General features: G+C 71.8%; 18 protein-coding genes. 8 read left to right on the forward strand and 10 right to left on the reverse strand.

Annotated features, from left to right (window positions below):
- Positions 1 to 45: 45 nt before the first annotated feature.
- Genes ACWCPF_RS19900 through ACWCPF_RS19910 form a run of 3 tightly spaced genes read right to left on the reverse strand, consistent with a single transcriptional unit; the run spans position 46 to position 3418 of the window.
- Positions 46 to 795 carry a succinate dehydrogenase/fumarate reductase iron-sulfur subunit gene (locus ACWCPF_RS19900; RefSeq protein ID WP_363171284.1) on the reverse strand — a complete coding sequence of 250 codons (750 nt, stop codon included), beginning with the start codon at positions 793 to 795 and terminating at the stop codon, positions 46 to 48.
- A complete protein-coding gene (locus tag ACWCPF_RS19905) occupies positions 792 to 2744 on the reverse strand; it encodes a fumarate reductase/succinate dehydrogenase flavoprotein subunit (protein WP_451046355.1) in 1953 nt (650 codons plus the stop codon). The genes ACWCPF_RS19900 and ACWCPF_RS19905 overlap by 4 nt, the downstream gene beginning before the upstream one ends.
- A gap of 2 nt (positions 2745 to 2746) precedes the next feature.
- Positions 2747 to 3418, reverse strand: a complete 672-nt coding sequence (locus ACWCPF_RS19910; RefSeq protein WP_451046414.1) for a succinate dehydrogenase — start codon at positions 3416 to 3418, stop codon at positions 2747 to 2749.
- Positions 3419 to 3548: 130 nt separating this feature from the next.
- Here ACWCPF_RS19910 and ACWCPF_RS19915 point away from each other — a divergent pair, with 130 nt between their 5' ends.
- Positions 3549 to 4433 carry a LysR family transcriptional regulator gene (locus ACWCPF_RS19915; RefSeq protein WP_451046356.1) on the forward strand — a complete coding sequence of 295 codons (885 nt, stop codon included), beginning with the start codon at positions 3549 to 3551 and terminating at the stop codon, positions 4431 to 4433.
- Positions 4434 to 4493: 60 nt separating this feature from the next.
- On the opposite strand, the gene ACWCPF_RS19920 is transcribed toward ACWCPF_RS19915, so the two are convergent.
- The 3 genes from ACWCPF_RS19920 to ACWCPF_RS19930 all read right to left on the reverse strand — a co-directional run bounded on the left by ACWCPF_RS19920 (position 4494) and on the right by ACWCPF_RS19930 (position 8754).
- On the reverse strand, positions 4494 to 6629 hold the full coding sequence (locus ACWCPF_RS19920; protein ID WP_451046357.1) for a putative bifunctional diguanylate cyclase/phosphodiesterase: 2136 nt from the start codon (positions 6627 to 6629) through the stop codon (positions 4494 to 4496).
- Positions 6626 to 7438 (reverse strand): SAM-dependent methyltransferase, encoded by an 813-nt coding sequence (locus ACWCPF_RS19925; RefSeq protein WP_451046358.1) that lies wholly within the window; start codon positions 7436 to 7438, stop codon positions 6626 to 6628. The genes ACWCPF_RS19920 and ACWCPF_RS19925 overlap by 4 nt, the downstream gene beginning before the upstream one ends.
- Before the next feature lie 326 nt (positions 7439 to 7764).
- Complete coding sequence (locus ACWCPF_RS19930) at positions 7765 to 8754, reverse strand: SCO0930 family lipoprotein (RefSeq protein WP_451046359.1); 990 nt, start codon at positions 8752 to 8754, stop codon at positions 7765 to 7767.
- Between the two features lie 353 nt (positions 8755 to 9107).
- Between ACWCPF_RS19930 and ACWCPF_RS19935 the strand changes: the two genes are divergently transcribed.
- The 3 genes from ACWCPF_RS19935 to ACWCPF_RS19945 all read left to right on the forward strand — a co-directional run bounded on the left by ACWCPF_RS19935 (position 9108) and on the right by ACWCPF_RS19945 (position 11287).
- Positions 9108 to 9791: a hypothetical protein gene (locus tag ACWCPF_RS19935; protein ID WP_451046360.1), complete on the forward strand. Its 684-nt coding sequence runs from the start codon at positions 9108 to 9110 to the stop codon at positions 9789 to 9791.
- Between the two features lie 21 nt (positions 9792 to 9812).
- On the forward strand, positions 9813 to 10577 hold the full coding sequence (locus tag ACWCPF_RS19940) for a bestrophin-like domain (RefSeq protein ID WP_451046361.1): 765 nt from the start codon (positions 9813 to 9815) through the stop codon (positions 10575 to 10577).
- Positions 10578 to 10774: 197 nt separating this feature from the next.
- Positions 10775 to 11287, forward strand: a complete 513-nt coding sequence (locus ACWCPF_RS19945) for a hypothetical protein (RefSeq protein WP_451046362.1) — start codon at positions 10775 to 10777, stop codon at positions 11285 to 11287.
- A gap of 83 nt (positions 11288 to 11370) precedes the next feature.
- On the opposite strand, the gene ACWCPF_RS19950 is transcribed toward ACWCPF_RS19945, so the two are convergent.
- Positions 11371 to 11877 (reverse strand): hypothetical protein, encoded by a 507-nt coding sequence (locus ACWCPF_RS19950; RefSeq protein ID WP_451046363.1) that lies wholly within the window; start codon positions 11875 to 11877, stop codon positions 11371 to 11373.
- Between the two features lie 345 nt (positions 11878 to 12222).
- Between ACWCPF_RS19950 and ACWCPF_RS19955 the strand changes: the two genes are divergently transcribed.
- Positions 12223 to 12894: a class F sortase gene (locus tag ACWCPF_RS19955; protein ID WP_451046364.1), complete on the forward strand. Its 672-nt coding sequence runs from the start codon at positions 12223 to 12225 to the stop codon at positions 12892 to 12894.
- A 41-nt stretch (positions 12895 to 12935) separates the two neighbouring features.
- On the opposite strand, the gene ACWCPF_RS19960 is transcribed toward ACWCPF_RS19955, so the two are convergent.
- Together ACWCPF_RS19960 and lysX are read right to left on the reverse strand one after the other, a co-directional pair.
- Positions 12936 to 13775, reverse strand: coding sequence for a polysaccharide deacetylase family protein (locus tag ACWCPF_RS19960; RefSeq protein WP_451046365.1), 840 nt, complete (start codon positions 13773 to 13775; stop codon positions 12936 to 12938).
- Positions 13776 to 13882: 107 nt separating this feature from the next.
- Positions 13883 to 17149, reverse strand: coding sequence for a bifunctional lysylphosphatidylglycerol synthetase/lysine--tRNA ligase LysX (gene lysX, locus ACWCPF_RS19965; protein ID WP_451046366.1), 3267 nt, complete (start codon positions 17147 to 17149; stop codon positions 13883 to 13885).
- 88 nt (positions 17150 to 17237) lie between these two features.
- Here lysX and ACWCPF_RS19970 point away from each other — a divergent pair, with 88 nt between their 5' ends.
- Positions 17238 to 17714: a universal stress protein gene (locus ACWCPF_RS19970; protein ID WP_451046367.1), complete on the forward strand. Its 477-nt coding sequence runs from the start codon at positions 17238 to 17240 to the stop codon at positions 17712 to 17714.
- A gap of 29 nt (positions 17715 to 17743) precedes the next feature.
- On the opposite strand, the gene ACWCPF_RS19975 is transcribed toward ACWCPF_RS19970, so the two are convergent.
- Positions 17744 to 18973 carry a CapA family protein gene (locus ACWCPF_RS19975; RefSeq protein ID WP_451046368.1) on the reverse strand — a complete coding sequence of 410 codons (1230 nt, stop codon included), beginning with the start codon at positions 18971 to 18973 and terminating at the stop codon, positions 17744 to 17746.
- Between the two features lie 222 nt (positions 18974 to 19195).
- Here ACWCPF_RS19975 and ACWCPF_RS19980 point away from each other — a divergent pair, with 222 nt between their 5' ends.
- Complete coding sequence (locus ACWCPF_RS19980) at positions 19196 to 19744, forward strand: sigma-70 family RNA polymerase sigma factor (protein WP_451046369.1); 549 nt, start codon at positions 19196 to 19198, stop codon at positions 19742 to 19744.
- A 136-nt stretch (positions 19745 to 19880) separates the two neighbouring features.
- A complete protein-coding gene (locus ACWCPF_RS19985; protein WP_451046370.1) occupies positions 19881 to 20393 on the forward strand; it encodes a hypothetical protein in 513 nt (170 codons plus the stop codon).
- The last annotated feature ends 126 nt before the right edge of the window (positions 20394 to 20519 follow it).

A 20519-nucleotide genomic window follows, 5' to 3' on the forward strand; every position in this document is an offset into this window, starting at 1 on the left:
GCACCCGACGACGACGGCCCGGCCCCTGCGGCGGCTTCCGCGGCGCTACCGCTTGGCGACCTTGCGCGTGGCCCGCAGCCACTCCTTGTTCATGCTCGTGATGGAGACCAGCGGGATGCCCTTGGGGCAGGCCGTCGCGCACTCCCCCGTGAGCGTGCAGCCGCCGAACCCCTCCTCGTCCATCTGCGCCACCATGTCGAGCACCCGCGTCTCGCGTTCGGGAGCGCCCTGGGGCAGCACGTTGAGGTGGTTGACCTTGGCGGAGGTGAACAGCATCGCCGCCCCGTTGGGACAGGCGGCCACGCACGCCCCGCACCCGATGCACTCGGCGTGCTCGAAGGCGAGGTCGGCGTCCGGCTTGGGCACCGGGGTGGCGTGGGCCTCGGGCGCGGCGCCGGTGGGGGCGGTGATGTAGCCGCCGGCCTGGATGATCCGGTCGAGGGCGCCGCGGTCGACGACCAGGTCCTTGACGACGGGGAAGGCGGCGGCCCGCCACGGCTCGACGTCGATCGTGTCGCCGTCCCGGAAGGACCGCATGTGCAGCTGGCAGGTGGTGGTGCGCTCCGGTCCGTGCGCGTCGCCGTTGATGACGAGCGAGCAGGCGCCGCAGATGCCCTCGCGGCAGTCGTGGTCGAAGGCGACGGGGTCGTCGCCGCGCAGGATGAGCTCTTCGTTGAGGGTGTCGAGCATCTCCAGGAAGGACATGTCGGGCGAGATGCCGTCCACCTCGTACGTGGACATCGCGCCGTCGGCGTCGGCGTTGCGCTGCCGCCAGACGCGCAGTTTGAGCTTCATGCATAGCTCCGCTGGGTGGGGTGGACGTACTCGAAGACGAGGTCTTCCTTGTGCAGGGTGGGGGCGTCGCCGGTCTCGGTGAACTCCCAGGCGGCGGCGTACCCGAACGCGTCGTCGCGGCGGGCGGCCTCGCCGTCCGGGGTCTGCGACTCCTCGCGGAAGTGGCCGCCGCAGGACTCGGCGCGGTGCAGTGCGTCGAGGCACATCAGCTCGGCGAGCTCCAGGTAGTCGACGACCCGGTTGGCCTTCTCCAGCGACTGGTTGAACTCCTCGCCGGTGCCGGGGACCTTGATGCGCCGCCAGAACTCCTCGCGGATCTGCGGGATGCGCTCCAGCGCCTTGCGCAGTCCGGAGTCGGTGCGGGCCATGCCGCAGAACTCCCACATCAGTTCGCCGACTTCGCGGTGGAAGGAGTCCGGGGTGCGGTCGCCGTCGACCGCGAGCAGCAGGTTGAGCCGGTCCTGGGTCTCGGCCAGCACCTCACGGACGACGGGGTGTTCGTCGCTCACCTCGTCCTGGTTCGGGTTGCGGGCGAGGTAGTCGTTGATGGTCGCCGGGAGGACGAAGTAGCCGTCGGCCAGGCCCTGCATCAGCGCGGAGGCGCCGAGGCGGTTGGCCCCGTGGTCGGAGAAGTTGGCCTCGCCGATCGCGAACAGGCCGGGGACGGTGGTCTGCAGGTCGTAGTCGACCCACAGTCCGCCCATCGTGTAGTGCACGGCCGGGTAGATCCGCATCGGCACCTGGTACGGATCCTCGTCGGTGATCCGCTGGTACATGTCGAAGAGGTTGCCGTACTTGGCCTCGACGGCCTTGCGTCCCATGCGCTTGATGGCGTCGGCGAAGTCCAGGTAGACGCCCTGGCCGCCGGGGCCGACGCCCTTGCCCTCGTCGCAGACGTTCTTCGCGGCGCGGGAGGCGATGTCGCGCGGGACCAAGTTGCCGAAGGAGGGGTAGATCCGCTCCAGGTAGTAGTCGCGCTCGTCCTCGGGGATCTTGTTCGCGGGGCGGTCGTCGCCCTTGGCCTTCGGCACCCAGATCCGGCCGTCGTTGCGCAGCGACTCGCTCATCAGCGTCAGCTTCGACTGGTGGTCGCCGGTGCGCGGGATGCAGGTGGGGTGGATCTGGGTGAAGCACGGGTTGGCGAAGTACGCGCCGCGCCGGTGCGCCCGCCAGATCGCGGTGGCGTTGGAGTTCATCGCGTTCGTCGACAGGTAGAAGACGTTTCCGTAGCCACCGCTGGCGAGGACGACGGAGTCCGCGAAGTAGGTGTCGATCTTGCCGGTGATGAGGTCCCGGGCCACGATGCCGCGTGCCCGGCCGTCGACGACGATCAGGTCGAGCATCTCGGTGCGCGGGTGCATCTCGACGTTCCCGGCGGCGATCTGCCGGCTCAGCGCCTGGTAGGCGCCCAGCAGCAGCTGCTGGCCCGTCTGGCCGCGGGCGTAGAAGGTCCGGGAGACCTGGACGCCGCCGAACGAACGGGTGTCGAGCAGACCGCCGTACTCGCGGGCGAAGGGCACGCCCTGCGCCACGCACTGGTCGATGATCTCGACGGAGATCTGCGCGAGCCGGTGGACGTTGGACTCGCGCGCCCGGAAGTCGCCGCCCTTGACGGTGTCGTAGAAGAGGCGGTGGATGGAGTCGCCGTCGTTGCGGTAGTTCTTGGCGGCGTTGATGCCGCCCTGCGCGGCGATGGAGTGGGCGCGGCGCGGGGAGTCCTGGTAGCAGAACTGGACGACGTGGTAGCCCTGTTCGGCGAGCGTGGCGCCGGCCGCGCCGCCGGCGAGTCCGGTGCCGACGACGATCACGGTGTGCTTGCGCCGGTTGGCCGGGTTGACCAGCTTGGCCTCGAAGCGGCGCTTGTCCCAGCGCTCGTTGATCGGGCCCGTAGGGGCCTTGGCGTCGACGATCGGCTCGCCGAGCGTGTAGTCCGCGTAATCGGTAGTCATGTTCAGCTCACCACTCCGGTCATGACGCCCACGGGGACGGCGATGAAGCCGGCCGTGAGCAGCAGCGCGAGGACGTCTCCACTGGCCTTCAGGGCGCGGTCGCGGGTGCGGCTGCCGGCGCCGAGGGTCTGGGCGGCGCTCCAGAAGCCGTGCCGGACATGCAGTCCGAGCGCGAGCATCGCGACGATGTAGATGACGTTGCCGTACCAGGTGGAGAAGGTGTCGATCACGTTCTGGTACGGGTGTCCGGACTGGAAGCCGTCCGGGTGCACGGTGCCGGTCGTCAGGTCCAGGATGTGCCAGACGATGAACAGCGCGAGGATGATGCCGCCCCAGCGCATGGTGCGCGTGGCGTAGTCGGACCGCGGCTTCTTGTGCACGTACTTCGTCGGACGGGCCTTGATGCCGCGGCGGCTCAGCTGGTACGCGGACGTGGCGTGCGCGACGACGGCGACGACGAGGACCACCCGGATGATCCACAGCGCCCACTCGTAGTGCAGGAAGGGCTCGCCGAGGGTGCGCAGCCAGTGCGCGTAGTGGTTGAAGTCGCCCGATCCGAAGAAGATCTTGAGGTTGCCGAGCATATGGACGACCAGGTACGACAACATGATCAGACCGCTGACAGCCATCACGGTCTTCTTGCCTACGGACGAGTCCCACATGGTGCGCGTCATGGACGGTTTTCGGTCCGTCCCCGGTGCCAGAGCCATGGACCCGACGGTAGGACCGAAGTACCCCATCGGTCCAAGACATGGTCTGCCTGGTTTCCATAGTCGATGACTATCGGAGGCGTAGGCTGGTCACATGCAGTTCCAGCAGCTCCAGTACTTCGTGGCCGTCGCGGAGACCCGGCACTTCACCCGGGCCGCCGAGCTCGTGCATGTCGCGCAGCCCTCGCTGTCGCAGCAGATCAAGGCGCTGGAGCGGGAACTGGGGGCGGATCTGTTCCTGCGGGCGCGCGGCAACATCACGCTCACCGACGCGGGCGAGGCGCTGCTGCCGCTGGCCCGGCGGATCCTCGCGGACTCCGAGACCGCCCGGTACGAGGTGCAGGAGCTGGTGCAGCTGCGCAGCGGGCGGGTGCGGCTCGGGGCCACGCCGAGCGTGTGCACCGGCCTGCTGCCGGATGTGCTGCACGCCTTCCACGACCGCTACCCGGGCATCCGGCTGATGATCGAGGAGGGCGGCTCGCACGACCTCGTCCGCCAGCTGGCCCGCGGCGCCCTCGACCTGGCGCTGGTCGTCCTGCCCCTGCCGACGCCGTCCCCGGCGCTGACGACGGTGGAGCTGCTGCGCGAGGACCTGGTCGTGGTGTCCTCCCCCGAGGCCGCCCGACCGGGGACCGGGGGCCGGACGGTCCGGATCGCCGATCTGGAGCGCGAGCCCCTGGTGATGTTCCGGCACGGCTACGACCTGCGGGAACTCACCGTGGCCGCCTGCCGGGCGGAGGGGTTCGAGCCGGACTTCGCGGTGGAGGGCGGGGAGATGGACGCGGTGCTCGGGTTCGCGCGGGCCGGGCTGGGCGTGGCCGTCGTCCCGCGCATGGTCGCCGCCCGGTCGGGCCGGGGGCTGCGCGTCACCCCGATCGCCCGGCCCGGTCTGCACCGCACGATCGCCCTCGCCCACCGCAGCGATGTGGCGCCACCGCGGGCCGCGCGCGAGCTGCAGCGCATGTTGCTGGAGAGGTGACGGCGGCGGGAGGCCCGCCGCGCCGTCCACCACGCGTCCCGGGAGGCGGGCCCTCGCTGCTCAGGCCGTCGCGTCCACCAGGGCCAGCTCGTGGAGCCGGTCCGGCGGGCCGGGGCGGGCGTAGTACCAGCCCTGGGCGGTGTCGCAGCCCAGTATGCGCAGCTGCTCGGCCTGGGCGCCGGTCTCCACCCCCTCCACCGTGACCGCGAGGTCCAGGCTGTGGGCGAGGGAGACGATCCCCTCCACGATCTTGAGGTCGACGGGGTCCGCCGGGAACTGCTGCATGCCCTGGGTGAAGGAGCGGTCCAGCTTGAGCACGCTCACCGGAAGACGGCGCAGGTTGGCGAGGTTGGAGTAGCCGGTCCCGAAGTCGTCCAGGGCGATGTCCACGCCCATCTCGGCGAGCCGGCGCAGCGGCTTGAGCAGGTCGTCGTCCGCGCCGATCAACGCCGACTCGGTCACCTCCAGGCACAGGGCCTCCGGGGCGACGCCCGCGCGTTCCAGGATGTCGACGGTGTCCTGCACCAGCCCCGGGTGGGTGAGCTGGCAGGGCGAGAGATTGACGTTGATACGGAGCGGGTCGGTGTCCCCGCCGCGCTCGCGCCACTCGCTCGCCTGGCGGACCGACTCCTCCAGCACCCAGCGGCCCAGCGGCACGATCAGCCCGGTGTGCTCGGCGAGCGGGATGAACCGGTCGGGGCCGAGCACCCCGTGCTGCGGGTGCAGCCAGCGCACCAGGGCCTCCGCGCCGCGCACACTGCCGTCGCCGAGGTGGACCAGCGGCTGGTACTCGATGAAGAACTCACCGCGTTCGAGAGCCGCCGGGAGCGCCGTGGTCAGGCCGTGCCGGGTGATCGCGCGGGCGTCGGCCTCCGGGTCGGCGAGCTCGAAGCGGTTGCCGCCCGCGGACTTGGCCCGGTACATCGTGATGTCGGCGCTGCGCAGCACCTCCGCCGCGCTGCGCTCCCCCGCCGGGCCCTCGACGATGCCGATGCTGCCGCGCACGGTCAGCTCCCGGCCGTCGATGCTCACCGGCGCGATCAGGGCGTTCATGATGCGGGCGGCGAGTTCGTCGACCTCGTGGCGGGTGTCCCGGCCGGTGGTCAGCGCCACGAACTCGTCGCCCCCGAGCCGCGCGACCATCTCACCGGGCGCGGTCGCGCAGGACTGCAGCCGGTCGGCGACCTCGACGAGCAGCCGGTCGCCGGCCGCGTGGCCGAGGCTGTCGTTGATGGTCTTGAAGCCGTCCAGGTCGAGGTAGCACAGGCCGAAGCGTTTGCTCTCGCCGGCGCCCAGCACCTTCTCCAGGCGCTCGAAGAACAGCGTGCGGTTGGGCAGACCGGTGAGCGCGTCGTGGGTGGCCTCGTAGCGCAGCCGGAGGTTGAGCAGCCGGCGCTCGGTGGTGTCCTCCATCAGCGCGAGCATGTACTGCGGTGCGCCGTCGGCGTCCCGCAGCAGGGAGACCGTCAGATTGGTCCACAGGACCGTTCCGTCGGGGCGGCTGAACGCCTTCTCCGTGTGGAAGTGCTCGCGTTCGCCGCGGACGAGCTCGTCGTAGAGCTTCCAGATCTGCGGGGAGTCCTCGGGGTGCGTCAGATCCTGGACCTTGCGGCCGCGCAGACTCTGCTCGGACCCGCCGAACATCCGCAGCAGCGCCCCGTTGACCTGGAGGACGCTGCCCTCCAGATCGGCGATGCTGATTCCTATCGCCGCGCCCTCGAAGACCGCGCGGAAGCGGGCCTCGCTCGCGTGCAGCGCCTGCGCGACCACGCCCTGTGCCTGCAGCGCGGCCCGCGCGATGGCCTCCTGTTCGGCGAGCGTGCGCTCGCGCAGCGCGTACGCGTACCCGGCCGCCATGGCGTGCTGCAGCCGTGAAGCGCGGGTGCGCAGGTCCTCCTGGGGACCGTCCTCGCCGCAGTAGAGCACCAGATAGGCGTCGACGCAGTCGAGGGACCGGCTGAGCGCCTCGGGGTCGGTGCAGTGCACATCGACGAGGGCGGCGCCGACGGTCTTGCCCGCGGCGGCGTCGAACGCCCGCTCCAGCAGCGCCTCGCGCAATCGGCGGGCCAGCGGCAGGAGTTGCTCCTCCAGCTCGGGCCGGGTCAGCGACGTCGCGGTCACCGGGAACACGGCCCGGCTCCAGATCGTCGCGAACCGCCGCAGTCTGTCCTCCGGCCCGTCCGGCTCCGCGCTCACGCCGTACGTCCCAGGCCCGCGAAACCGGTGAGGGCCCAGGGGTCCTCGTCCTCCGGCGCCGTGTCCGGCCGCCAGTGCGGCGTCGGCACCAGTCCCGGTTCCACCATGTCGTACCCCTCGAAGAACCGCGCGATCTCGTCACGCGAGCGCATGATCAGCGGGTTGCGGATGTCCTTGTATACGTCCACCGCGCCCTCGGCCCGTTCCGACGGCTGCGGGATTCCCTCGTACGAGGCATGGGCGAGCACGAGCAGACTGCCCGGTGCGAGCGCGGCGCCGAGATCGGCCACCGCCGCGTACGGGTCGTCCGCGTCCTCGACGAAGTGCAGGACGCCGACGAGCAGCAGCGCCACCGGCCGCTCCAGGTCGATCAGCCGCTCCACCTGCGGGCTGCCCAGGATGTCGTGCGGCTTGCGCAGATCACCGGCCACGACGTCGGCGTCGGCGTCGCCCGCCAGCACCGCCTGGGTGTGCGCGACGGCCACCGGGTCGTGGTCGACGTAGACCACACGTGCGCCGGGGCTCGCCGCCCGGGCGACCTCGTGGGTGTTGCCGAAGGTGGGGATGCCGGAGCCGATGTCGAGGAACTGGGTGACGCCCTCGGCTGCCGCGTGGCGCACGGCCCGGCGCATGAACGCCCGGTTCGCCTGCATGATCTTGGGAAGCCCCGGCATGAACTCCATGGCCCTGCGGGCGGCTTCCCGGTCGACCTCGAAGTTGTGCGAACCGCCCAGGTAGTGGTCGTGGATCCGCGAGACACTCGGCACCGAGATGTCGATGCTTCGAGGTGCCCAGGCGGGACGCTCCATCAATCTCTCCAAGGCGTAGGCGATCCGGTGTTCGAGCTGAGGCTACTGATCGCCCGCCAAACGGGCGAGTGGAAACGGAAATTGACCGTCCGTTCCCGGTCACTGCCTGCGGCACGTGCCGAATCGACGCCCCCCGTGGGGCTACGAAGGGTGCCCGGGACGTTCCGGAGAGTTCCGGGCGGTCCACAGAGCGGCGAAAGTCTACGCACAGGAACCGGGGGGCGGCCAAGCACAACGGTCCGCCCCCTCCGTGCGGCGCGGAGGGGGCGGACCAACGGTCGTGCGCCAGGGGGCAGTTGTGGAGATCAGCCCTGGGGAGGTGATCTCTACTGCGCCGGCGCTCCGACCAGCTTTCCGTCGGGCGCGACAGCGAACCACGTGCCGCCGACGCCCTGGCCGTTGGTGTCTCCGGGCTCCTTGTCATTGGCGAAGGTGTAGATCGGCGAGCAGTTGATGGTCTGCTGCTCGTCGCCGTCGCCCCGGGTGAAGATCATGTAGCCCTTCTCCTGGATGCCCTTGGTGTCCGCGAAGTCCACGGGCTCGACCACCGGCCACTTCTCGCGGCAGGCGCCGTTGCAGTTCGAGACCGGCTTGGGCCACGCCTTGTCCTTCACGAAGCGGTAGACCGTCATGCCGTCCTTGTCGACGACGATCTTGCCGAGCTTGGGGTCGTTGCGCACGGACAGCCCGGGCAGCTCGGTGCCGGCCTCGGAACCCGAGCCCGAGCCCGCGCCCGACTTGGCGGCCTTCTTGCCCTCGGGGGTCAGCGCGAACCACTTGTTGCCCACGCCCTGGCCCGTCGTGTCGCCGGCCTTGGCGTCCTTGGCGTAGTAGTAGGCGGGCCAGCCGGCCACGGTCAGCTGCTTGCTGCCGTCGGTGCGGGTGACCTCGCCGAGCAGCGACTTGTCGATGCCGTCGCCGGCGCTGACGTCGTCGGCGGAGACCGGCGGCCAGGTGGTCGCGCAGTCGCCGTCGCAGTTGGACTTCGGCGGTTCGGCCGTGTCCGCGTCGAAACGGTAGAGGGTCTTGCCGCCGCCGTCGGTAAGGATCTTGCCGAGCTCCGTGTTCGCGGAGATGGCCAGTTCGCCCGATCCGCCCTGCGCGCCGGCACCGCCGGTCGGGCTGGCGCTCGCACCGGTGCCGACACCGCTGCCGACGCCGCTTCCGACACCGACTCCCGCGATGCCACCGGCCGGGGCCGTGGCCCCGACGTTCTGGCTCGACGACGTGCCGCTTTCAGAACCGCACGCCGTCGTCAGCGCCAGAACGGCCACAGCGCTCGCCGCGAGTGAGGCGCTCCGCCAGGTGGTCTTCATCGTCAACAACTCCCCGATCATCACAAGGGTGTCGCAGCGCCCTGCTGCGCCGCCGCACGGTCCTGAGTACGCAGGGCGGTGGCCGTTGCGTTCAAACCCGGCACAAAATTCTTTCCGCGACCTGTGACGCGGGCCGGGTCCGGCCACCGCGGCGGCGACCGGGACGTCCACCGTGACCTGCCGCGAAGGGCCGAGAAGGGCCGCGAAGGCCCCGTTCCGTCGTACACGCGCACGAGGCGACCGGATGCGCGCACGCATCGCCGGCAAACCCGCGGGCCGGAACTTCCCCCGTTCGGGGCAATCCTCGTACGGGGTGGGCGTGGGGCGGTGCGGGAAGCCGCATGATCTCCGTCGTGCATGGATCCGAACCGACCCGATCCGCCCGCGCCATCAGGGCATTGGCCCTGGGAGCCGTGGCCTGGATCCTCGCGGCCGCACCGGCCGGGGTGGCCACGGCCGACGCGTGCGCGTACGCCTCGACGGGCCCGGACGGCACCGAGGCGGTGGCGGTCGCCGGCGGCCACGGGTGGCCGACTCCCCCGGTGTGCCCGAAGCCGACGCCGACGCCCACCCCGACCCCCACGCCGCCGAAGCCCAAGCCACCGCCCAAGCCGACGCCGACACCGACTCCCACGCCTACGCCCACTCCCAGTCCCACCCCGAGCCCGACACCACCGCCGAAGCCGACGCCGAAGCCACCGCCGAAGCCGACGCCCCCCGAGCCCGCGCCGCCCCCGAAGCCCAGGCCGCCGGCGCCGAAGCCGCGCCCGACGCCGCCACCGCCCGCGCCCCGGCCCGCGGCGCCGCTCCCCCGGCCGGTCCCGCCGCCCCCGCCCGCGCCGGCTCCCACCCCCGAGCCGACGCCGCCACCCAAGCCCACGCCCCCGCCCCCGCCCTCCCCGACCCCGGTGAGCTATCCGGTGTACCACTCCTCGCCGCATCAGCGGCCCGCCCGCGGCGGCCAGTCGCCGGTCACCTACGTCCTGCTCATCACCGTGCCCGCGGTGATCGCCGTCGCCGCGCTGCGACCGCGCTGACACCGAAGCTGGAGGCATCTCTTGCCGGAATGGCTTGTTCTCACCCTCGCGATGCTCGCCGCCTGTGCGGTGGTGGTCGTCGTGACCCTCGTTCGACATCGCCGGGCACCTGAGGACGAGGACCCCTCCGAGACCCCGGACGTCATCGAGTACATGACGATGTGGATCGGCGTGGTGTACGCCATCGTGCTGGGCCTGGCCATCGCCGGGGTCTGGGAGGCGCGCAGCGTCGCACAGGACCACGTCCAGGCGGAGGCGCAGGCGCTGCACGAGATCTCGGAGCGGGTGCGGGTCTACCCGGCCGACGCCCGTGACCGCATTCGGGAGGATGTCAACGCCTATGTCGGACACGTCGTCACCACCGAGTGGAAGAAGATGGCCGACGACGGCGAGGTGACGAAGCGCGGCGACGAACTCCTGCGGCAGATCCGGGTGGACGTCACCGACTACGAGCCGAAGACGGACTTCCAGGCGCAGGCCTACCAGCCGCTGCTCGACCAGCTGGCCGCGGCCGACCAGGCGCGCAACGCCCGCGCCGCCTCGACCGGGGCGACCATGCCCGGGGTCGTGTGGTTCGGACTGCTGGCCGGGGCGGCCATCACCATCGGCATGGTGTTCGCGTTGCAGATCCGGCGCACGCCGCGCGAACTGGTCCTGGCCGGGCTGTTCTCCGCACTCATCGCCTTCCTGCTGTTCCTCATCTGGGACTTCGACGCGCCCTACAGCCGGGGCATCACCGCGTCGGCGGAACCGTTCCTCCATCTCTTCCCCGGCGTCAAGCGCTGAGCTTCTCGACGGCTCGGGCGTTCGGGGGGCGGCCGCCACGCCGGGGCCGTCCCCTGTGCGGCCCACACGCGTGCCCCATTCGCCCGACTGCGATCGCGCGAGCGCACACATGTTCCTAGCGTTTCGGTCATCGAGGTGCATTTATGGCGCAAGCGGAACAGGTCCGCAGCTGCTCCTCGGGGACCGGAGGATCCACCATGCGCGCGATACGCGTCGCTTCGGCCGCCCTGCTGGGCGTCACCGCCCTGACCTTTTCCGCACCGGCCGCCGTCGCCAGCGGCGACGACGACCACTACGTCATGTCCAACGGCTACAGCCTGCTGCCCTCGGCCGTATCTGCGGGCGGGCAGGTCACCGTTCAGGTGGACCGTCACACCAGCGGCTGCAAAAGCTCCGTGACGGTCACTTCGGGGGTGTTCGACGCGGTCGTCATCCCGCGGGGCTCCTCGTCGGCGGTGGTCGTGGTCGACCGGGACGCCAGGGCGGGCGCCTCGTACCGGGTGACGTTCGACTGCGGCGGTCTGAGCGCCGTCAAGGAGTTGACGATCGTCGGCGGCCGTCCGGTCCCGCAGGGCGTGCACGCCGGTGAGGGCGGCAGCGTCGCCGGGTTCGACCTCCAGGAGATCGGGCTGGGCGCGGCGCTCATCGCGGGTTCGGTGGGCGCCGCGTACTGGTTCGCCCGGCGGCGCACCTCGGAGGACGCCGGCTGACGGCTCGGGCGCCCGCAGCCCCGTTCGCGCGCAGGCCTTCGCCCCGGATTCCCAAGGGACCGGGGCGAAGGCCTGTTCGCGCGTCAGATGCGGCGCTCGGTGCGCCGCCGCATCCAGAACAGTCCGCCGCCGAGCAGGGCCGCGGCGACGAGCCCGCCGCCGATGGCCATGTCGGTGGGGGTGGCGCCGGTGGTGGTGCTGCCGCCGAGACCGCCGCGGACCCCGCCGATGACGGTGAAGGCGGCCGGGCGGGTCAGGGTCCGGCCGGAGCAGTTGACGGTGAGGTCGTAGGTGCCGGGCCGGGCGTTGTCGTCGATGGTCGCGGTGCCCTTGGACGTCTGGTTGGCGCCGCTGATCGGCGTCAGGTTGGCCTGCCGGAACGCGTTCGAGGTCATGGTTCCGCCGGTGGGGCAGCCGTCGACGGTGACGGTGATCTGGCCGCCGCGGGCGATGACGGCGGGCAGGACGACGATGTTGCTGGGATTGGCGCCCATGCCGTCGCGGGCGACGGCAGCGGGGGCGGCGACTCCCAGGGCGGTGGCCGCGACGACGGAGACCGCTGACGCCGCCAGAACACGAGTGGTAAGCATGTGATCCTCCGCGGAAGGCGCCCCGGGGCCCGTCCCCGGCATGTCGGCGAGAAAGCGCCTCCCAAAAAGACCCTCAGATGCCGTGCACGCGCCCGCATTTCGGGAATGGTCCGTCCTGGTGAGCGGACACGCCGAGCAAAATGCATGCAAAGGGATATCGCCGCAGGTCACGGACCGTCAGAAAATTCCTGCCGTCGGCAACTCGGATGGCGCACCGAAAGGACGCCGGGGGCGTGAGGGCGCCACCCGTTCGCTGTCGCCCCGTCGCCGGTTCGGGCCGGGGGACTTAGCGTTCTGGTATGCGCGAAAGGACGTGGCGACGGCCGCGTCGAAAGGGGATGGCGAATGTCTGCGTACGAGCTGTCCGAGGCGGCGGAAGAAGAGGAGCGGCGGAGGAAGCGCGCCCCTTGGGGCGTGATAGCGCTTGTTCTGCTGACCGGTCTCGCGCTCATCCGGAACGGGTCGGGGGAGTTCGACATCGGCCCGCCTCAGCCGGCCTCGGCGGCGGCCGCGGACGGCCGCACCGCGGGCGGCGCCTTCGGCCGGACCCCGACTCCGCTGCCGTACGCCGAGCCGGACCGGGTGCGGATCCCCGCCATCCAGGTGAACGCGCCGGTCATGGCGGTGGGTCTGGACGCGGACGGCTGGGTCGGCGCGCCGCCGCCGGAGGACCCCAATCTGGCCGGCTGGTTCACCGGTGGCGTATCGCCCGGCGAAAAAGGAACCGCGGTCGTCGTCGGCCATGTGGACAACCAGCTGGGGCCGGCGGTCTTCTACGGTCTCGGCGCGCTGAAGAAGGGAAATCGCGTCGAGGTGGCGCGCAAGGACGGAAAGACCGCGATCTTCGAGATCTACGGCATCGAGGTCTTCGAGAAGAACAATTTCCCCGGCGACCGCGTCTACGCCTCCAAGGGCGCCCCCGAATTGCGGGTCATCACCTGCGGCGGCGGTTTCTCCAAGGCGAACGGCTACGACGGGAACGTGGTCGCCTTCGCCCGCCTGGTCGAGGTCCGCTGAGCGGCTGTCCGACCGGGCGGGCGGCGAAAAGGGGCCCGGGATCAGGCGTGCGGCCGGCGCGGGACGGTGAGGTGGTAGCCGGAGTCCAGGAGCTGCGGCAGATAGCTGCGCAGCGCCCGCACGCTCTGTGAGCGGTCGCCGCCGGCGTCGTGCGAGAGCACCACGACGCCGGGGGCGGCGCCCTGCTCGACCCGGTCGACGATGACGCCGGTGCCGGGAGAGGTCCAGTCGAGGGTGTCGACCGTCCAGGCGAGGGGCTCCATGCCCAGTTCGGCGCCGAGTTGGAAGGCGGCGCGGTTCCAGGCGCCGTAGGGGGCGCGGAACCAGCGGGGCCGTTCGCCGTATCCCTCCTCGATGACGTCGCAGGTGCGGGACATCTCGGAGTGGATCTGGCGGCGGGTCATTTTCGTGAGCAGCGGGTGGGACCAGGTGTGGTTGCCGACGAGATGGCCCTCGTCGGCCATGCGGCCCAGCAGCTCCTGGTGGTCGGCCGCCATCTCCCCGCACACGAAGAACATCGCGGGCACCTCGTACTCGGCCAGCGTGTCGAGGATGCCGGGGGTGTAGCGGGGGTCGGGTCCGTCGTCGAAGGTCAGCACCATGGTGCGGCCGAGGCCGGTCATCCTCAGCAGCGGTTCGCGGCGCACCGGGGTGCGGCCGGGCGCGGTGCGCGCGGGGCCGTAGCCGGTCAGCGGCTGGAGGCGGTAGACGGAGGGCTTCAGCGGGACGCCACGCGGCGGGGCGCCGGCGGCGGGGGCGGCGGCCCGGACCGGCCCGCCGTTCTCGCCCCGCACGAACACAGTGGCCGTGCCGACGCCTGCGACGACGGCGGCCCCGGCGAGCAACGCCCGGCGCCGCGTGAACAACTGATCCTTCTTCATGCCTAATCAGTCGCCCGGCCGAGCCCCGGCCCACCCCATCGACACCGCTCCGGCGGCACGAATCCACCCGGCCGGCCCAGTGTCCGGCCGGCCCGGCACCCGCCCGGTCAACGGTGGCGTACCAGCGGGAAGGGCAGGGTCTCGCGGATGGTGAGGCCGGTGAGGAACATGACCAGGCGGTCGACGCCGATGCCGAGGCCGCCGGTCGGGGGCATCGCGTACTCCAGGGCGTCGAGGAAGTCCTCGTCGAGTTCCATCGCCTCGGGGTCGCCGCCCGCGGCCAGCAGGGACTGCTCGGTGAGGCGGCGGCGTTGCTCGACGGGGTCGGTCAACTCGGAGTAGGCGGTGCCGAGTTCGGTGCCGAAGGCGACGAGGTCCCAGCGTTCGGCGAGGCGCGGGTCGATGCGGTGCTGACGGGTGAGCGGAGAGACGTCGGTGGGGAAGTCCTTGTAGAAGGTGGGGAGTCGGGTCTTCTCCTCGACGAGCCGCTCGTACATCTCCAGGACGACGTCGCCGTGGCCGTCGTCCGGTGTGTAGGGGACCGAGGCGCGGTCGCAGTGCCGTTTCAGGACCGTCAGGGCGGTGCCGGGGTCGATCTCCTCGCCGAGCGCCTCGGAGATCGCGCCGTAGACCGTGCGCACCGGCCACTGTCCCGAGATGTCGTGCTCCCGCCCGTCCTTGCGGGCGACCGGCGAGCCGAAGGCGGCGGTGGCCGCGCCCTGGATCAGCTCGCGCACCAGGTCGAGCATCACGTCGTAGTCGGCGTACGCCTGATACGCCTCCAGCATCGTGAACTCGGGGTTGTGCTTGTAGGAGACGCCCTCGTTGCGGAAGGTGCGGCCCATCTCGAAGACCTTCTCCAGGCCGCCGACGCACAGTCGCTTGAGGTACAGCTCGGGGGCGATGCGCAGATAGAGGTCGAGGTCGTAGGCGTTGATGTGGGTGGTGAAGGGGCGGGCGTTGGCGCCGCCGTGGATCTGCTGGAGCATCGGCGTCTCGACCTCCAGGTAGCCGCGCTCCAACAGGCCCTGGCGAAGGGCCTGTACGGCGGTGGAGCGGGCGCGCACGACATCGCGGGCGGCGGGGCTCGCGATGAGATCGAGGTAGCGCATGCGGACCTTGGCCTCGGGGTCGGTGAGGCCGCGGCGCTTGTCGGGCAGGGGGCGCAGGCATTTGGCGGTGAGCTGCCAGGCGGTGACGAAGACGGTGGGCTCGCCCTTGTCGCTCGTGCCGGCGGCGCCGGTGACGGTGATCTGGTCGCCGAGGTCGGTGTCGGCGCGGAAGGCGCCGAGGGCGTCGCCGGTGAGGGCGAGTTGATGGTCGGCCGACCAGTCGCGCAGGGTCACGAAGACGATCCCGCCGAAGTCGCGCACCCGCATGATCCGGCCCGCGACGGTGACCGTCTCGCCGGGGCGGATCTCGGCGAGGGTGTGGGTGCGGGGCGGGACGCCCACGGGATACGGGTCGGTGCCGGCGGCGCGCAGCCGGTCGAGGGTGCGGCGCCGGACGCGGACCTGCTCGGGCAGGCCCGCGTCCGGACCGGTGGACCCGGCCTCGTCCCCTCCGTCGAGGCCGAGTTCCGCCAGGGGCGGCAGGCTCTCGGTGGTGGCGGGGCGCGGCCCGCCCTTCGGTTGCCGCTTGCCCCAGAGGGTGCGCAGCGAGGGCACGGAGACGAAGCCCTCGGCGATGCCGGAGGCGAGGCCCACCCGGGCGAGGGAGCCGGCGTCGCCGTAGCAGAGGAAGCGGGGGTACCACTCGGGGCGGTACTTGGCGTTGGAGCGGTAGAGGGCTTCCAGCTGCCACCACTTGGAGAAGAACAGCAGCAGCCGGCGCCACAGCCGCAGCACCGGTCCGGCGCCGATCCGGGCGCCCTCCTCGAAGGCCGAGCGGAAGACGGCGAAGTTGAGGGAGATCCGGTGCACGCCGAGCTTGGGGGCGGCGGCGCACAGGTCGGCGACCATGAACTCCATGACGCCGTTGGGGGCGGAGCGGTCGCGGCGCATCAGGTCCAGGGAGACGCCGTCCGCGCCCCAGGGGACGAAGGAGAGCAGGGCGAGGAGGCGGCCGTCGCCGTCCAGTGCCTCGACGAGGAGGCAGTCGCCGTCGGCGGGGTCGCCGAGGCGGTCCAGGGCCATGGAGAAGCCGCGTTCGGTCTCGGTGTCGCGCCAGGCGTCGGCCCGGCCGACGACCTCCTCCATCTCCTCGTCGGTGAGGGTGGAGTGGCGGCGGACCCGGCAGCGGGCGCCGGTGCGGCGCACCCGGTTGACGGCCTGCCGGGTGACCCTCATCTCGCGCCCGGCGAGGTCGAAGGAGACGACGTGCAGGATCGCCTCGTCGCCGAGTTGCAGGGCGCCCAGGCCGGCGCGGGCGAAGGCCTTCGCGCCGTCCTCCGAGGCGCCCATGACGGCAGGCGCCCAGGCGTGCCGGCGGGCCGCGTCCAGCCAGGCGGCGATGGCGTGCGGCCAGGCCTCGCGGTCGCCGACGGGGTCGCCGCTGGCCAGGCAGACGCCGGCCTCCACGCGGTAGGTGACGGCGGCCTTGCCGCTGGGCGAGAAGACGACGGCCTTGTCGCGCCGGGTGGCGAAGTAGCCGAGGGAGTCCGCCTCGCCGTAGGCCTTCAGCAGGGCGCGGATGCGGGGTTCCTCGTCGCCGTGCAGGGCCGCCTCCATGCGCTGGGAGCGGAACAGGGCGGCGGCGGCGTTGAGGAGGGCGAGGGCGCCGAGGAGGCCGAGGAGGAAGTAGAGGGCCCGGGGCGGGCGGCCGTCGAAGGAGCGGGTGGAGACCAGTCCGCCGAGGACGTGGTTGGCGGCCCAGCCGAAGCGCTGGCCGCTGGGCAGCGTGCCCGGGAACAGCTCCACCAGGCCCCAGCCGGCGAGGATCGCCAGGACCAGCCCGGCGACCAGGACGGCGAGCGCCCGCCGGACCGCGCCGCGGCGGGAGGCGGCGTAGAACTCGTCGCGGGCGAGCACCAGGAGGCCCAGCGCGAGCGCGCAGACCACCAGGGACGGGAGGGACTGCGCGTACAGGCCGAGGGCCACGCCGAGGAGGTCGGCGAGGACGACCAGGCCCAGGTAGACGACCACCAGCCACCAGGCGACCTTCTTGCGGGCGGCGGTGGCGGCGGCCAGCAGGAGGAGGAAGACGGCGTAGGCGAGGTTGGCGCTGACCGGGACGATGAGGAGGTCCAGGAAGCGGACGACCGGGCGCAGCACGCGGCGCAGCGGCGCGATGAGGGCCAGCAGGACGCAGAGCAGGGCGAGGGCGCCGAAGAACGCGGCGAAGACTTCGGGCACCCGGCCGAGGGAGCGGCCCGCGAACCGCCGGGGCGGACCGGAGGCGCGCTTCGCCGTGGCGGTGTCCACGGTGGCACTCATGTTCCGACTGTAGGAACACCCGGGCCGGGCCGCCCGTCGAGCGGCCCGCGCACCGGCCGGACCTGCGGGTTCCGATAGCCTCTGCGCCGTGACGGAGGAACAGCACTCGCAGCAGCCCGAGCACCAGTTCGAGCGGGGCACGGACGGGCCCAGGGTGATCCTGGCCGGCGTGGACGGCTCCGACACCTCGCTGCGGGCCGCGGCCTACGCCGCCGGTCTGGCCCGCCGCCAGAACGCGCTGCTCGCGCTGGTGTACGTGCAGCCGGTGATGGCGACGGGCGCCGCGTTCGGCGCGCCGGTCGGGGCGGCGACGGACCGGATCGCCGAGGAGCTGGCCGCGCACATCCGGCAGGCCACCGAGCAGATGCGCGGGATATTCGATGTGCGCTGGGAGTTCCGCACCTTCCGCGGCGACCCCTACAGCGGCCTGGTGAGGGCGGCGGACGAACTGAAGGCGGACGCCGTGGTGGTGGGCGCCTCCGAACAGGCCGGCCACCGGATCGTGGGCTCCGTCGCGGTACGGCTGGTGAAGGCCGGGCGATGGCCGGTGACGGTGGTGCCGTAGCACGCCGTCACCCGCGGGGCCGGCTGTCGCTACCCCATCACCAGCCCGTCCTTGGCGGCGCCGCGGCTCAGGACGACGTCGCGGATGCGGTCGCGTACGCCGGCGACCCCGGCGCCCTGGGCGAGGGCCTTGTCGAGGTCGACGATCCGGCCCGCGTCGATGTCGAACATCTGGGGCACGAACTCGGCCTTGCGCACCTCCCAGCGGCCGCCGGGCCGGGCGGGCGGGCCGAAGGTGAAGCGGGCGACGGTGGACTGGCTGCCGCGGGGGTCCGTGACGCCCTGCGGGTTGACCATCTCGCCCGCGATCTGGTCGCCCAGCCCGTAGACGACCCAGGTGCCGTTGACCTTCTCGTAGGCCTGCGGGACGTGGGCGCGGCCGCCGAGGATCAGGTCGATGTCGGGGCGGCCGTCCGTGCGGGAGGCGGTGAGCGTGCGGGCGAGGTCGAGCTGGCGGCCGTCCGGGGCGTCCTGCCAGGGGGTGCCCCCGTGCACGGAGACGACGACCACGTCGGCGCCCGCCTTCCGGGCGGCCTTGGCGTCGGCGACGATCCGGTTCTCGTCGGCGAGGCCGACGCTCCAGGGCTGCCCCTGCGGAAGCGGCTGCCCACCGGTGTCGTAGGTGTAGGCGAGGTGGGCGACGGTCGCGCGCCCGGCGCGCAGCAGCGTGACCGAGTTGCCCTCGGCCTCGGTGCGCGCGGTGCCCGCGTGCCGTACGCCTGCGGCGTCGAGCGCGTCGAGGGTGCGCTGTACGCCGGCGGGTCCGTCGTCGAGGCTGTGGTCGGAGGCGGTGGAGCAGCCGTCGTAGCCGGTGGCGGCGAGGGCCTGGGCCAGCTCGGGCGGGGACTTGAAGAGGGGGTGACCGGTGTAGTCGCCGTTCAAGCCGGACGGGGTGTCCAGGTGACACAGGGCCAGATCGGCGCGCGAGACGACGGACCTGGCCCCCTCGAACATGGGCCGGAAGTCGTAACCGGAGCCTCCGACGCCCGCGGTGCCTGCACTGCCTCCCGCGCCGCCCGCGCCTCCCGCGTCTGCCGCGCCTGCCGCATCCGCCGTGCCTCCGGCGTCGAAGCGGGCGCGGTCGAGGACGGCGGTGTGCGGGAGGATGTCGCCCGAGGCCACGAGGGTGAAGCCGCGGGCGGCGGACGGCGCCGGGCGTCCGGGCCGGTCGGTCGGCTGGTGGTCTCGGGCCTGGCAGGCGGCGGCCGACGTGAGGAGGGCCGTCAGCGCCAGAGCCACCTGGTGTCTGCGTGCGATCACCGGGTCACCCCATCTCGGATGGCTTGTCATATTTACGCACGTATCACTACTAGTCCATGACGGACGCCCGACCGGCCCGGCACTCCCTTCGTCCAGGACCGATGCCCGCGATCGGCGTAGCCCGGACCGTTCGTCGAACCGTTCGTCGACGCGATCGACCGTCCGCCGCAGAACGTTGTGCGCACCCTGTCCCGAACCGGCGCACTGCGGTGCCATACGCGCATGACCGCCGGAACCGCCCTCAAAGCCAGGACGACGACCGCCGAGCACGAGCTCGCAACGCTGCAGCGCGAGCACGGCAGGCCACTCTTCGCGCTGCTGCTGAGGCTGTGCGACGGCGACCGCCAGCGCGCCGAGGACCTCGTCCAGGAGACCCTGGTGCGCGCCTGGCAGCATCCCGAGGCCCTGCGCACCGACGCCTTCGAATCCGTCCGGCCCTGGCTGCTCACCGTCGGCCGGCGGCTCGCCATCGACGCGCGGCGGGCCCGGCAGGCGCGGCCCGCGGAGGTCGGGGACGCGGTGCTGGAGAACGCGCCCGTCTGCGCCGACCACGCCGAGCGGGCCGCGGCGGCCCTCGATGTGCGCGAGGCTGTGAAGACACTCACTCCGGAACACCGCGAAGTACTGGTGCTGGTGTATTTCCAAGGGGCGAGTGTGGCGGAGGCCGCCGAAACGCTCGGAATTCCTCCCGGTACCGTGAAGTCGCGCGCTTACTACGCGCTGCGCGCCCTGCGCAGGGTGCTTCCGGGATACGCGGCCGACCTGCACTGAAACCCACGGCTCGGTCAAGCCTCCGTAAAGCGCCTTGCCGAGGACCCCCTTTGAGTAATCGGGTGTCCTTATCCGTGTTCCGGACTGGGGTCCCGGCGACGGGCGACGCGCAAGCACCGGAGGAAGGCAGGAAGGGATGCTGCACAGAGGTCACCAGAGCACGGACGGCACCGACGGCGGTGAACTGACCGTCCCCATGGCCTGGTTGTATGCCGAGTACATCGCCGACGAACTGCTGCGGACCGGCGATCTGATGCCGCCGACGTCCTTCGAGTTCCGCGCCGGGCGCGACGCCCTCGCGCTCACCATCTTCCTGTCCGACACCGACGGAGAACTGTCCGGCATCCGGGTCGTGACCCAACTCGAGACCTGGCTTTCGCTCACGGCGTACGACCAGCCGTGGCAGGACTGGGTTGACGAACGTATGTCCCAACTGACAGCCGAAGCCGCCGAGTTGGATGGCCCCGCGCCCGATCTCGACCTGGCGGCCGCGGCCTGGCGCTGGCTCGAGGAGACGGAGCTGCTGGCCCCCGACCTCAACGCGGTCCCGGGCGGCGCCCCGGTCGGCGAGGACGAAGGACCCAAGGTCTGGACACCCGCGTGGCAGCTCGGACTGCCCCTCGGCCACTTGGCGATTCATCTTTTTTAGATTCACACCAATCCGCGGGCCGGGCCGCTCCGAACATCTGGGTCACGATTCGGTACGAGGCTTGAGTGATTCGTCGGTCGGGTGCGTACCGGTGGGAGCAAGGAGTAACCCCACTGGCACTCAACG

The organism is Streptomyces sp. NPDC001858 (assembly GCF_053594615.1).

Coding starts and splice junctions, on each gene's coding strand:
- ACWCPF_RS19945 (WP_451046362.1), top strand. CDS start 10,775: ATGCGCGCGATACGCGTCGCTTCGGCCGCCCTGCTGGGCGTCACCGCC.
- ACWCPF_RS19955 (WP_451046364.1), top strand. CDS start 12,223: ATGTCTGCGTACGAGCTGTCCGAGGCGGCGGAAGAAGAGGAGCGGCGG.
- ACWCPF_RS19910 (WP_451046414.1), bottom strand. CDS start 3,418: ATGACGCGCACCATGTGGGACTCGTCCGTAGGCAAGAAGACCGTGATG.
- ACWCPF_RS19950 (WP_451046363.1), bottom strand. CDS start 11,877: ATGCTTACCACTCGTGTTCTGGCGGCGTCAGCGGTCTCCGTCGTCGCG.
- lysX (WP_451046366.1), bottom strand. CDS start 17,149: ATGAGTGCCACCGTGGACACCGCCACGGCGAAGCGCGCCTCCGGTCCG.
- ACWCPF_RS19900 (WP_363171284.1), bottom strand. CDS start 795: ATGAAGCTCAAACTGCGCGTCTGGCGGCAGCGCAACGCCGACGCCGAC.
- ACWCPF_RS19960 (WP_451046365.1), bottom strand. CDS start 13,775: ATGAAGAAGGATCAGTTGTTCACGCGGCGCCGGGCGTTGCTCGCCGGG.
- ACWCPF_RS19905 (WP_451046355.1), bottom strand. CDS start 2,744: ATGACTACCGATTACGCGGACTACACGCTCGGCGAGCCGATCGTCGAC.
- ACWCPF_RS19915 (WP_451046356.1), top strand. CDS start 3,549: ATGCAGTTCCAGCAGCTCCAGTACTTCGTGGCCGTCGCGGAGACCCGG.
- ACWCPF_RS19925 (WP_451046358.1), bottom strand. CDS start 7,438: ATGGAGCGTCCCGCCTGGGCACCTCGAAGCATCGACATCTCGGTGCCG.
- ACWCPF_RS19980 (WP_451046369.1), top strand. CDS start 19,196: ATGACCGCCGGAACCGCCCTCAAAGCCAGGACGACGACCGCCGAGCAC.
- ACWCPF_RS19985 (WP_451046370.1), top strand. CDS start 19,881: ATGCTGCACAGAGGTCACCAGAGCACGGACGGCACCGACGGCGGTGAA.
- ACWCPF_RS19930 (WP_451046359.1), bottom strand. CDS start 8,754: ATGAAGACCACCTGGCGGAGCGCCTCACTCGCGGCGAGCGCTGTGGCC.